14 protein-coding genes are annotated in these 12,101 nt (G+C 71.7%); 6 read left to right on the forward strand and 8 right to left on the reverse strand.

Features of this window, described 5'->3' with window-relative positions; translation table 11 throughout:
* Genes KBX71_RS02910 through KBX71_RS02935 form a run of 6 tightly spaced genes read right to left on the reverse strand, consistent with a single transcriptional unit; the run spans position 1 to position 5,245 of the window.
* A complete protein-coding gene (locus KBX71_RS02910) occupies positions 1 to 387 on the reverse strand; it encodes a cytochrome c family protein (protein ID WP_210816387.1) in 387 nt (128 codons plus the stop codon).
* Positions 384 to 1,271, reverse strand: a complete 888-nt coding sequence (locus tag KBX71_RS02915) for a cytochrome c oxidase assembly protein (protein ID WP_210816388.1) — start codon at positions 1,269 to 1,271, stop codon at positions 384 to 386. Before KBX71_RS02915 ends, KBX71_RS02910 begins: the two co-directional genes overlap by 4 nt.
* Complete coding sequence (locus KBX71_RS02920; RefSeq protein ID WP_210816389.1) at positions 1,259 to 1,660, reverse strand: hypothetical protein; 402 nt, start codon at positions 1,658 to 1,660, stop codon at positions 1,259 to 1,261. Before KBX71_RS02920 ends, KBX71_RS02915 begins: the two co-directional genes overlap by 13 nt.
* A complete protein-coding gene (locus tag KBX71_RS02925) occupies positions 1,660 to 2,274 on the reverse strand; it encodes a heme-copper oxidase subunit III (protein WP_210816390.1) in 615 nt (204 codons plus the stop codon). The genes KBX71_RS02920 and KBX71_RS02925 overlap by 1 nt, the downstream gene beginning before the upstream one ends.
* The gene (ctaD, locus tag KBX71_RS02930; protein ID WP_210816391.1) at positions 2,271 to 4,199 is read right to left on the reverse strand and encodes a cytochrome c oxidase subunit I; all 1,929 of its coding nucleotides are present in this window, start codon (positions 4,197 to 4,199) and stop codon (positions 2,271 to 2,273) included. Before ctaD ends, KBX71_RS02925 begins: the two co-directional genes overlap by 4 nt.
* A 17-nt stretch (positions 4,200 to 4,216) precedes the next feature.
* Positions 4,217 to 5,245, reverse strand: a complete 1,029-nt coding sequence (locus KBX71_RS02935) for a c-type cytochrome (RefSeq protein ID WP_210816392.1) — start codon at positions 5,243 to 5,245, stop codon at positions 4,217 to 4,219.
* Positions 5,246 to 5,376: 131 nt separating this feature from the next.
* Between KBX71_RS02935 and ccsA the strand changes: the two genes are divergently transcribed.
* From ccsA to KBX71_RS02960, 5 genes are read left to right on the forward strand one after another with little or no spacing between them, the layout of a single operon-like run.
* The gene (gene ccsA / locus KBX71_RS02940) at positions 5,377 to 6,162 is read left to right on the forward strand and encodes a cytochrome c biogenesis protein CcsA (RefSeq protein WP_210816393.1); all 786 of its coding nucleotides are present in this window, start codon (positions 5,377 to 5,379) and stop codon (positions 6,160 to 6,162) included.
* Complete coding sequence (locus KBX71_RS02945; protein ID WP_210816394.1) at positions 6,159 to 6,566, forward strand: cytochrome c maturation protein CcmE; 408 nt, start codon at positions 6,159 to 6,161, stop codon at positions 6,564 to 6,566. Before ccsA ends, KBX71_RS02945 begins: the two co-directional genes overlap by 4 nt.
* On the forward strand, positions 6,556 to 8,460 hold the full coding sequence (locus tag KBX71_RS02950; protein ID WP_210816395.1) for a heme lyase CcmF/NrfE family subunit: 1,905 nt from the start codon (positions 6,556 to 6,558) through the stop codon (positions 8,458 to 8,460). Before KBX71_RS02945 ends, KBX71_RS02950 begins: the two co-directional genes overlap by 11 nt.
* Complete coding sequence (locus KBX71_RS02955; protein WP_210816396.1) at positions 8,457 to 9,014, forward strand: TlpA disulfide reductase family protein; 558 nt, start codon at positions 8,457 to 8,459, stop codon at positions 9,012 to 9,014. The genes KBX71_RS02950 and KBX71_RS02955 overlap by 4 nt, the downstream gene beginning before the upstream one ends.
* A complete protein-coding gene (locus KBX71_RS02960) occupies positions 9,011 to 9,904 on the forward strand; it encodes a cytochrome c-type biogenesis protein CcmH (protein ID WP_210816397.1) in 894 nt (297 codons plus the stop codon). The genes KBX71_RS02955 and KBX71_RS02960 overlap by 4 nt, the downstream gene beginning before the upstream one ends.
* Before the next feature lie 4 nt (positions 9,905 to 9,908).
* Here the strand turns inward: KBX71_RS02960 and KBX71_RS02965 are convergent, their stop codons facing one another.
* Positions 9,909 to 10,091, reverse strand: coding sequence for a hypothetical protein (locus KBX71_RS02965; RefSeq protein ID WP_210816398.1), 183 nt, complete (start codon positions 10,089 to 10,091; stop codon positions 9,909 to 9,911).
* A gap of 63 nt (positions 10,092 to 10,154) precedes the next feature.
* Complete coding sequence (locus KBX71_RS02970) at positions 10,155 to 11,645, reverse strand: cation:proton antiporter (protein ID WP_210816399.1); 1,491 nt, start codon at positions 11,643 to 11,645, stop codon at positions 10,155 to 10,157.
* A 133-nt stretch (positions 11,646 to 11,778) separates the two neighbouring features.
* Here KBX71_RS02970 and KBX71_RS02975 point away from each other — a divergent pair, with 133 nt between their 5' ends.
* Positions 11,779 to 12,084 (forward strand): hypothetical protein, encoded by a 306-nt coding sequence (locus KBX71_RS02975; RefSeq protein WP_210816400.1) that lies wholly within the window; start codon positions 11,779 to 11,781, stop codon positions 12,082 to 12,084.
* Positions 12,085 to 12,101 lie beyond the last annotated feature (17 nt).

The following is a 12,101-nucleotide window of genomic DNA, read 5'->3' on the forward strand; positions in this document are numbered from 1 at the left end:
TCAGTCCAGCGTAAACAGGTAGGCGGCGATGTCCTGCGCGTCGAGTGCGGTGACCCCCAGGTCCGGCATGGCCGTGCCGGGCTCGACCGCCTGCGGGTCGGCGATCCAGTGCTGCAGGTTGTCCGCGTTGTTCACCAGGTTGCCGGCGATGTAGGAGCGGGACCCGAAGCGGGTCAACGGTGGGCCCACCAATCCGTCGGCCCGGTCGATGCCCGGGATGGTGTGGCAGGACCCGCATCCGTACCGATCGATGAGCATCGCACCACGGTCCGGTTGCCCCGTACGGACCTCGGGCGGCGGAGGCGGGTCGGTGCTCGCGCAACCCGCGCCGACGAGCGGGGACAGCGCCACCAGCAGGGCCAACGCCCAACGTCCGCAGCGGTTCACGACACCACTCCCTCGGTAGCTGTCAGGCGGCCACCGGCCTCCGGTGAGGTCACCCGTTCCGGGCGTATCCTCTGCAGGTTCAGCAGCCAGCGCAGGAACGTCACCAGGGTCGCGACCAGCACCGCGACGTCCATCGGCGCCCACATCAGAAGCCCGGCCAGCTGCTGGTCGGCGAGCGGGTCGGCACCGAGGACCTCCGCCGGATAGACCGGGCGGGGGGCAAAGGTGAGTACGGCGCCGAGCGCGGACGCCGGCAGCATCGTGCCGACCAGAAGCAGCATCCCGGTCGGCGGCGGCAGCCGGTGCCGGGGAGCGCCGAGCAGCGGCGCCCAGAGCAGCCAGGCCGACCCGATGAAGCAAACGTGCGCCACCGCGTGGACGACCGGACTCCGCTCGGCGGCGAGATAGGGCACGGGCAGATGCCAGAACCAGAGCACGACCGTCTGGAGTCCGCCGGCCACGAACGCGACGACGGCGGGACGGCGCAGCCAGCGGCCCGCCGCGGTGACCCGCAGCCACGCCAGCCGGCGGCGCAACGCCGCCGGGCAGGCCAGCGTCAGCGGCAGGCCGGCGGCACCCGCGGCGAGCAGCGGACCCGCGACGAGCAACAGCAGCATGTGCTGCGTCATGTGCCCGGCGAGGCCGTTCTCTGCCACCGCGGCAACCGGTCCGTCCTGGGCGCCCAGCACGGTGACCAGACCGATCCCGAACGCGGCGACCCGCCAGCCCGTGACGACCTCACCGACACCCCGGCGAGCCCACAACTCGTGGACGCCCCGACCGTAGCCGGCGGCGAGCAGGGCCAGCGTGGCCGCCAGCAGCATCGCGAGGATCCCGGCGGCCACCTGGTCACCGGGGGCGGACGCGACGGTCACCGCTGGCATGGCGGCAGCACCAGCAGTGCGACGCCACCCAGCACGATGATGGCCAGGAACAGCAGGTTCGACCAGATGCCCACCACCGCGAAAAGGCGCCCACGCCCCACCGACCGGTCCTCGCCGTTGGGACCTGGCGGGTGGGCGGTGCGCCGCCAGAGCAGCGCGGACGCCAACAGCGCGCCCACTGTGGCCAGCGCCGGCAGCACCACCGCGGCGCCGAGCACGGCGCGCAGCGGGACGGCCCCGACCCGCTCGGATCCGCTGGCACAGGTCAGCTCGTCGACGCCCCAGCCGGCCAGTAGATGCAGCGCCCAGGCGACCGCGCCGCCGAGCACCGCGTACCAGAGCAGCAGGCCGCCGGCGAGGCGGGCCCGAGGGCCGGGGTGGGCGCTCATCACAGCCTCGGAGAGAGGTAGATGGTGAACAGGATGGCCGCCCAGACCACGTCGACGAAGTGCCAGTAGATGGCGGCGTTGCGGACCCGGTCGTGGCGGTGGGCGCCGAAGCTGCCGCCGCGCAGGGAGGCGGCCAGCAGCCAGGCGATCATGGTCAGCCCGACCAGCACGTGCAGTCCGTGAAAGCCGGTGATGACGTAGAAGAGGGACCCGTAGGCGTCGGTGGTCATGGTGAATTCGCGCAGCTTCTCCACATATTCGCTGGCCTGTAGGGCCAGGAAGGTCACCCCTAGCACCAGGGTCGCCGCCAGACCGCAGCGCAGCCGCCAGCGCTGACCCTGGCGGATGCCGTGCTCGGCCCAGATCACGGGCAGGCTGCTGGGTAGCAGCACGGCGGTCATCACCAGTGGACGCAGCAGCGTCGGTTCCTCGATCCCGGGTGGCGGCCACTGGGCGCCGTACTGGAAGCGCAGATAGAAGTAGCTGCCGAGCAGGCAGGCGAAGAGCGTGGCCTCGGTGACGACGAACATCACCATCCCCCACCAGCCGGTCGACCGGCCGACCGGCAGCTCCGTGGTCAGCGCCTCGGTACTGGTGGCCGCGGGCATGGTCATGCGCTCACCCCGACCTCGCTGTCGGGCCGACGTGGCGGCCAGAGCCACACCGCGATAATGCCGGCCACCGCGACGGCGGCCAGGGCGGCGAACGGGTACCAGGCGAACAGCATCGCCGTGAAGAAGACCAGCATCGCCAGGGCGAGCAGCAACGGCTGCCCGGATGCCTCGGGCATCTCCACCGCCCGTTCCCGCCGTCCGTCGAGTTCACTGGTGAACAGGGTCTTGCGCCCGTCGGCCAGAGTCCGGTCGGCGCTGGCGCCGGCGCCCATCGACTCCCGACTCGGCTCGTCCCAGGTCGGGTGCAGGCTGTGCACCTCGGGTAGGACTTGAAAGTTGTACGGCTTGGGCGGCGAGTCGGTGGACCACTCCAGACTGTCACCGCCCCACGGATCCGCTGGCGCCGCCCGCCCACGACGGACGGCGTGCACCACCCCGATGAGGACCAGCAGCAGCCCCACGGCCAGCAGGTACGAGCCGATGGTGCTGACCAGGTTCCAGCCGTCCCAACCCGGCTCGCTGCGGTAGGTGTAGACCCGCCTGGGCATGCCGAACAGCCCGTAGAGGTGCATCGGGAAGAACGTGATGTGCATGCCGGCGAACACGAGCCAGAACGCCCACCGGCCGAGCCCTTCGTGGTATATCCGCCCGGTCATCTTGGGCAGCCAGTAGTAGATGCCGGCGAGCATCGGGAACACGGCCCCGCCGATGAGCACGTAGTGGAAGTGGGCGACCACGAAGTACGAGTCGGTCACCTGCTGGTCGAAGGCGGTCAGCGCGAACATCGCGCCGGTGAACCCACCGAGCACGAAGGTCACGATGAACCCGATCACGAACAGCAGTGGCACCTTGATCACCAGGCGGCCGAGCAGCATGGTGGCGAGCCAGGCGAAGATCTGGATCCCCGACGGGATGGTGATGATGGTGCTCGCCGCGCTGAAGAAGCTGTACGAGAGCTGCGGCAGCCCGGTGGCGAACATGTGGTGCACCCAGACCCCGAACGAGATGATCGAGATGGACACGATCGCGAGCACGATCAGCGGATAGCCGACCACGCCCCGGCGGGTGAACGCGGGCAGCACGGCCGAGACGATGCCCAGCGCCGGCATCACGATGATGTACACGTCCGGATGCCCGAAGATCCAGAACAGGTGCTGCCACAGCAGCACGTTCCCGCCGGCGTCCGGGTCGAAGAAGTGGGTGCCGAACCGGCGGTCCAGGAACAGCATCGCGTTGTCGAGGTTCAGCGCGGGCAACGCGAAGATCACCATGAAGGCGGTGGCCACGATGGCCCAGACGAACAGCGGCACCCGGTTCAGCGACATGCCCGGCGCCCGCAGCTTGAGCGCGGTGACGATGAAGTTGATCGAGCCGGCGGTGGTGGCGACCCCGAGGAACAGCAGCCCGAGACTGTAGACGTCCATGTGCAGGCCGGGGGTGTTCTGTTCCTCGGTCAACGGCACGTAGGCGAACCAGCCCCCGTTGGGTGCAGCGCCGAACGGCAGGCTCGCCCACATGAACAGGCCGGCGAACAGAAAGACCCAGTAGCCGAACGCGTTCAGCTTGGGGAAGGCCATGTCCCGCGAGCCGATCATGAGCGGGACCAGGAAGTTGCCGAAGCCGAACAGCATCGGAGTGGCGAACAGGAAGATCATGGCGGTGCCGTGCATGGTGAAGAGCTGGTTGTACTCCTGCGGAGAAACCAGACGCAATTCCGGCCGGGCCAGTTGGGTCCGCATCACCAGGGCGCTCAGCCCGGCGAGGACGAAGAAGAACGCCGCGGTGACCAGGTATCGTCGGCCGATCTTCTTGTGGTCGACGGTGGTCAACCAGGACCGCAGCGAGGGTCGCTCCCCCCAGTGCTGCTCCAAGCGGTTCAGGTCCTCGCGGCTCGCGCCGGACGACGGTGCGGCGGTCGTGGACACTCCTCCCTCCCCTCCGCTCACTTCAGCGACCGCAGGTATGCGATGAGATCCGGCAGCCGCTCGGCGTCGACCGGCTGGGGTGGCATGTAGTTGCCCGGCTTGACGTTCTGGGGGTTGGCGATCCAGCCGCCCAGATGACCGGGGTCGTTGGGCACCGCGCCGGCACCGATGCTCCAACGTGAGCCGACGTCGGAGAGGTCGGGCCCGATCCGGCCGTTCGCCTCGGTGCCCCGCACGGCGTGACAGCCGGCGCAGGTGCCCTGCACGAACGCCTGCTGCCCACGTCGCTGCGGGTCGGTCTGCGGCGGGGTGGCGGGTGAGCCGAGCCGGGTCAGCCAGGCGTCGAAGTCGCGGCGGGGCTCGGCCACCACGAGGAACGCCATGTGGGCGTGCTGGGTGCCGCAGTACTCCGCGCACTGGCCACGGTAGTTGCCGGCCCGCTCGGCGTGCAGCCACGTCTCTCGGACCTCCCCGGCGATCAGGTCCGTCTTCGGCATGAGTTGCGGCACCCAGAAGCTGTGTAGCACGTCGGCGGTCCGCAGCCGGATGCGTACCTTCTCCCCCACCGGGATGTGCAGTTCGTTGGCGGTGGCCCCGTCGACGCCCTCCGCCCGCACCTCCCACCACCACTTGTGACCGGTCACCTCGATGGTGGGCGCCCGGGGACCCGGCCCGTCACCCAGCGCCGCCAGGTCACGCAGCCCGAGGGCGTAGACCGTCACGAGGATCACCAGCGGCACGCCGGCCCCGGCGATCGTGACGAAGCGCAGCGGCTGCCCGTGCCGGACCCGGGCGTCGCGTCGACGCCGGAACACCAGCGCCCAGACCAGTAACGCCATGACCTCGACGAAGACCGCCATGGAGATCCAGAACAGCACCCACCACAGCCCCGCGATCCGACCAGCACCAGCTCCGGCCGGGTCAAGCGTGGACGGACTCCCGCCGGAGCAACCGGTGACGGTGAGCACGCCGGCCAGCACCGTCGCCGGGGCGAGGTGCCGGCACTGGCGCCTGAGGCGCGTCGTCGGATCGGTTCGCGTGTCCACCGAACCCGACCCTAGTCAACAGATCCGTACATAAGAGCTATTGTCCTAATTCCAATGATTCATCCCTTTGCCGGCTACAGTCGGGGCTCAGGAAACAGCAGTCGAGCGCCGACGGCGCGGACAGGACAGTGATGCGCACCTCCACCGTGGACCTGACCGCGGACTCTCCGCGCGGCGCCGCCGCCCGACGCACGGCGGCGTGGACCGCCGGCGGTCTCGCCGTCGCCGCCGGCCTCACCGGCGGTCTGCTGGCACCGACCGACGCCTTGCAGGGTCCGGCGCAACGACTCATGTACCTGCACGTACCAGCCGCGTGGGTCGCCTACCTGGCGTTCGCGGTCGTCCTCGCCGCCAGCATCGCCCATCTCATCCGCGCCGACACCCACTGGGACAGGATCGCGCTGGCCGCCGCCGAGATCGGTGCCGTCCTCACCGCGCTCACCCTCGCCACCGGGTCGCTCTGGGGCCACCTGGTCTGGGGCACCTGGTGGGCATGGGATCCCCGCCTGGTCAGCACCGCCCTGCTGCTGCTCGTCTACACGGGGTACCTGGCCCTGCGGCGCACACTGGCCGAGCGGGCCAACGCACCCCACCACGGTGACCCGCGGGTCACCCGCCCCGCCGCGGCCGTGGGAATCGGCGGCTTCCTGCTCGTACCGGTCGTGCACTTCTCAGTGCTCTGGTGGCGCTCACTGCACCAGCAGGCCACCATCCTCGCCCCCGAACGACCACCGATCGACCCCCGGATGGCGCTGGCGCTGCTATTGGCCGTGGCAGCGGCGAGCGTCGCCGCCACCTGGGTGCTGGCCCGCCGGGTGGTGCGACTACAGCGCCCAACCGAGCCCGTCGCGACCGACGACCCGGGCGGCTCCGGATCCGCGGGTCCGGCACGACGGGTCCCGGCGTCGATCCGATGATCCGACGCCCCGGACGTCTGGCCCTGGTCGCGGTACTGCTCGCCGCCGGCGGCCTGCTGGTCGCCAGCGCCCTACGGGACACGCTCACCTACTACCGCACGCCCGCGGAACTGCTCGCCGAGCCGGAGGCCGCCCGGGACCGGGTCCGCCTCGGCGGCGAGGTCGTTCCCGGCTCCCTGCGACATGACGGCGAGCTGGTCGTGTTCCGCCTGACCGAGGCGGGCCGGGACGTGGCCGTCCGCCAGCGCGGGGTGCCGCCGGAGACCTTCCGCGAGGGCGAGGACGCAGTCGTCGAGGGACGGCTCGGCGCCGACGGGGTGTTCGACGCCGACCACGTGGTGGTACGACACGGCAACGAGTACCGGCCCTCCACACCAGCAGTGGAGCCGCCCGATGCTCGGTGAGTTCGGCACCGCCAGCCTCGCCGCCGGACTGCTCGCCGCTCCCCTCGCCGCCCTGCTCTGGCTCCGGGTAGCGCTGGCCGGGGCGCCGGCCCGGCCGGCCCGGCTCGCCTCGGTCGGCGCGTTGGTCGCCGCCGCCACGGCCTGCGCGGTTCTCGAGGCGGCGCTGCTGCGTCACGACTTCAGCGTGCGGTTCGTCGCGGAGAACGGCGGCCGCCACGTGCCCGTCTACTACACGGTCACCAGCCTCTGGTCGGCGATGGACGGATCGCTGCTGCTCTGGCTCCTTGTCCTCGGTGGGTACGTCGCCCTGCTCGGGCGAGGACGCCCCGACCGACTCCGCGCGTACGCGATGGTGGTGGCCAGCGCGGTGACCACCTTCTTCTTCGCGCTCTCCACCTTCGCCGCCAACCCCTTCCGCTCGGCGAATCCGGTCCCACTCGACGGGCCGGGTCCCAACCCGCTGCTGCAACAGCACGCGGCGATGGGCATACACCCGCCCCTGCTGTACGCCGGCTATCTCGGCATGGTGGTGCCGTTCGCGCTGGCGCTGGCCGCGCCGCTCGCCGGGCGGGTCGGGCGGACGACCTGGACCCGGGTGGCCCGACCGTGGGCGCTGGTGGCGTGGTGCGCCCTCACCGCCGGCGTCGTTTTGGGTGCCTGGTGGTCGTACGCGGTCCTCGGCTGGGGCGGCTACTGGGCCTGGGACCCGGTCGAGAACGCCTCCCTGCTGCCCTGGCTGACCACCACCGCGTTTCTGCACACCAGCCTGGGCGGCGGCCGAGGACGGGAGCGCTGGAACGCCACTCTGGCCTGCGCCGGCTTCCTGTTGGTCCTGCTGGGCACCTTCCTGACCCGGTCCGGGGCCGTGGCCAGCGTGCACGCCTTCACCGACTCGCCACTGGGGCCGCTGCTGCTCGGCTTCGTCCTGCTCGCCGTCCTGGCGGCCACCGTCCTCACCGGCCGCCGTCAACCGGTGCCGGCACGCCCGGCCACCCCGCTCTGGTCGCGGCGCACCGCCGTGCTGGTCAACGCCGTGCTGCTGGTCACCGTCGCCGCCGCGGTGCTGATCGGCACCGTCCTGCCGCTGCTCACCGAACCCCTCACCGGCACCCGGGCCAGCGTCGGCACCGCCTACTACCAGCGAACCGCGGTGCCGCTGGCCGTGGTGATCCTGTTACTCACCGGGGTGACGCCCGCGCTGCGGGTGCGCAGTCGAGCCGACGCGCTCGGCCGCCTGCTCCTACCCGGCGCGGCGGCGCTGGCGACGCTGGCCGTCGTCGGCCTGCTCAGCCGGCCCGGCCCCGCGGCGCTCACGGCCTTCGGGGCGGCGGCCTTCGTCCTGACCGGTCTGCTCGGCCAACTCCGCCGGCGGGCCCGGCCGTGGGCGGCCGTGCTGGCGCACGCCGGGCTCGCCCTGGTCGCCGTGGGCGTCGCGGCCTCGTCGTCGTACGGGCAGGCCGACGAACGGACCCTGCGGGTGGGCGAGGCACTACGGGTGGGCGACGTGTCGGCCCGGCTGGAGTCGGTGCAGCGCGGCGGGGCGGACGGACGAATGACAGTGCGGGCACGGCTGGCCGTGTCAGCGGGCGAGGGCCACCACATGGCCACCCCGGCACTGCGCTACGACCCTGCACGGGACACAGGGGTCACCGTGCCGGCAATCGACGGGGGCCCTCGCCGCGATATCTACCTCACGCTGATCGCCGTGGCCGGCGACGGCGAAAGCGCGACGGTACGCCTGGCCGTGAACCCGCTCGTCGGACTCATCTGGATCGGGGGCGCGGTCGGCACCGCCGGCGGCCTGCTCGCCCTGACCGAGACGGCGCGCTCGCGGTGGCGGCGACCAAAACCGGCCGGGCAGCGGCCAGCGGTGCCAACCGGGGTGCCGGCATGAGCACCGGTAACCGGCGGCCGTGGTGGCGGCGGATCAGGCTGGTCCCCGCCACGGTGCTGCTGCTCTCCGTCGGCTTAGGGATCGCGCTCGTCACCGACGAGCCTTCGCGGTCCAGCGACGTCGGGCAGGGGCCGGCGGTGGCTGCACCTCCCCTGACCGGGACCACCCTCACCGGTGTGCCCTTCGACCTGTCCGCGGCGCGCGGACACGTCGTCCTGGTCAACGTCTTCGCCTCCTGGTGCGGGCCCTGCCGTGAGGAACTGCCGCTGCTGGTCGAGACGGCCCGCCACCGGGCACCCGACGGGCTGCAGGTGGTCGGGCTCAACCTGCGTGACGGCCCGGAGGCGGTCCGCGCACTGCTGCAGCAGACGCGCGCCGACGATCTCACGGTGGTCCCCGACCCGGATGGCACCCGGGCCGTCGACTGGGGCGTCCGCGGTGTGCCCGAGACCTTCGTGGTGGACCGCGAGGGCCGGATCGTCGCCCACCAGCCGGGCGTGGTCACCCAGCAGTGGTTGCAGGACCACCTGTCCCCGCTGCTGGGGGCGGCGTGACACGGCGACGCCCGCTTCTCGTACTGGCGCTGGGAACGCTGCTCGCGCTGGCGCTCACCGGGCTGATCCGCTCGGCCGACTCGGCCGACAACAATTCTGACCCGGCCGCCACGGTCGCCGCTGGGCTGCGCTGCCCCGCCTGCCAGGGAGAGTCGGTGGCCGACTCCCGCTCGCCGATCGCCGAATCGATGCGGCAGGTCATCACCGACCAGGTGGCGCAGGGTCGCCGCCCGGAGGAGATCCGCCGCTGGTTCGTCGACCGCTACGGCGAGGAGGTACTGGCACAGCCACCCGTATGGGGCCCTGCGCTGCTCCTGTGGGTCGTTCCCGCAGTGGCGCTACTCGGCGCAGGGTACGCCGCGCGGCGTACCCTGCAGCCTCGACGCCGGGACCGCGACCGCCGGCCCCCTGACGGCGGCGCACGGGACAGACGGCCGCCGCGCTCCGCCTGGTTGTTCACCGGCGCCGGGCTGGTCGCCCTGGTGGCGTCGGTGGCCGTCGCCGCCGACCAACTGGCCCCGCCGGCACCGCAGCGCGTGGCCGCGGATCCGACGACTGTCGCGCTGCGGCTCGCCCACGATCTCGAGGGTCAACAGCGCTACGACGCCGCCGCCCAGATGTACCGGGAGGCGCTGCGCGAACGGCCAGACGAGGCCGTCCAGCTGCGCCTCGCGTTCGCCCTGCTGCGCTCGGCCGACGCCACCGGCGCGGAAGGTACCGCACGGGAGGTCCTGCGTCACTCGCCCGACTCACCCGACGGGCTGCTGGTGCTGGGCCTGGCCCAACGGACCACTCGGCCCGCAGACGCGACGAAGACCCTGCGACGGTTTCTCGCCGTGGCACCCGCGCACCCGGCCGCAGCGGAGATCCGCCGGATCCTCGGCTCGTGACAGCTCAGGATCGCCGCTTCGACCGGGCGACCAGATAACCGACGAGCAGACCGGCGGTCAGCGTGATCACCGCCCGGGAGGTGAGCGCGGAGCGCAGCTTGCCCATCCCGGCTCTCGGGTCGACCACGGCGCCGGCCAGATCGCCCGCCGTGCCCACCACCATGTCGCCGACCTTGCCGAGGTTCATGCCCCCACCGCCCTCTCCGGATTGCCCGCAGGGCTCTACCCGGCGCTTGGCCGCCGAAACGCCTCAGTCGGTCACGCCGGTGAAGATCCACTTCGCCGCGGGCTGCTCCCCGCCGGCCACCAGCACCTCGTCGCCGGCCCGCAGCACCGTCTCCCGGCCGAGTTGGAGCTGGTCACCCTCCCGCGCCACCAGACTGACCCACACCCCCTCATCGCGGCTCAACTCGAACAGCGGGCGGCCGTCAGCGGGAGCTCCGGCCGCGATGGTGTAGTGCCGCAGGCCCACGGGTTCGCCCTGCAGCCGGATGCCGACCGCCCAGGGTTGCAGCGGCGTCGTTCGCATCGGCACCCGGCACCAGCGCGCGACCAACGGCACCAGCCCGCCCTGCACCACGATCGAGAAGGCCACCACGGCGAAGATGATGTCGAACAACCGCAGATCCTGCTCCAGATCGGCGGTGAGGATGAAGGTGCCCAGCAGGATGGGCACCGCGCCCTTCAGCCCGGACCAGACGATGAAGACGCGCTCCCCCCAGCGCAGTCGCACGGCGGTGAGCAGACCGCCGACGATCAGTGGCCGGATCACGAAGGTCAACAGCAGTGCCAGCGCCAAACCGATCAGCCAGGCGTTCTCGGTGACCATGCTGCGCAGTGACACGATCAGTCCGAGCAGACCGAAGGCCAGGATCTCGCCGAGGCTGGCCATCGCGCCGTGGAAGCGTTGGATCTCCCGCTTGAACGGCGCCTGGGCATCGCCGACGACGATGCCGGCGAGGAACACCGCCAGGAAGCCGGAGCCGCGGGCAAGCGTCGCCGCACCGTAGACGGCCGCGGCGGCGAAAAGGACCTGCAGCGGGTAGAGACTTTCGTCGGGCAGGGCCACCCGGCGCATCAGCAGCAGGATCAACCAACCACCGGCAAGGCCCACCGCCGTCCCTACCACGAGTTGGAGTGCGAACTCCCCAGCGCCCGCCGAGACCGCGGACCACCCACCCGCCGTTCCCGCCGCGAGCAGGCTGACCATCAGGGCGATCCCGACCGGGTCGTTCGCGCCAGACTCGCCCTCGAGAATGGTGCCGCTGCGTCCCACCACGGTGCGCCGGCCCAGCACCGAGAACACGGCGGCGGGGTCGGTGGGTGACAGCGCGGTGCCGACGAGCAGCGCGGCGAGCCAGTCGAAGCCGAACACCCATCGCAGGGTCAGGGCCAACACACCGGCGGTCAGCAGGGTTCCCACCACACCGACCAAGGCGACCGGCCCGAGCGACGGCCGTAGTCGCCGCCACCCCATGTTCATGCCGCCGCTAAAGAGCACCAGCACCAGGGCGATCTCGACCAGGTGCCGGACGGTGTGCAGCGACAGTTCGCTGAGCTTCGGGTACACGTCGCTGGCGATCGCCGCGGCGAACAGGAACAGCGCTGGCGCCGGCACCCGCAGCCGGTCAGCGAGCCGGTTGGAGAGCACGGCGAGGACCGCGACGCTGCCCAGCACCGCCACGTAGAGCGCGAACTCCGTCACCGCCACCTCCCCACGTTCGAGCGGCCCGTCCTCCATCGCCGGCGCACCCGGTCCGCTACCCGCCGGCCGAATCGCGCTAACCAGCGATCAGCACCTCGCCAGGATCCGGCAAGTGGCACGGGCCAAGCAGCAGTTGATGCCAGGATTGACCCGTTAGGAGGCTTTGGTCATGCCCGACAAGGATCAGGTACTGCGGCTGCTCGACCAGGGACACGGATACCCGGAGGTCGGGCGAATCCTCGGCATCCCCGCCGGGCAGGCGTACCTGATCGCCACGGGAGTGCCGGCGGACAACGGCGACACGGTCACCCGCGAGCGGCGGGAGCGACCAGGAATCCTGCCGTCGCGAACGCAACGCCTGGTCAACGACCGGGAGGTCAACCCCACCTCGTCCGAGCGGGTGCACGAGTGGGTGCGGCGACGCGCCGCCGAGGACCACCAGATGCAGGACGCCCACACACACAGCGCGAGCTGATCGGGCCGAGGGAAGGG

It is taken from the genome of Micromonospora sp. D93, assembly GCF_018070365.1.
GTDB lineage: Bacteria > Actinomycetota > Actinomycetes > Mycobacteriales > Micromonosporaceae > Micromonospora > Micromonospora ureilytica.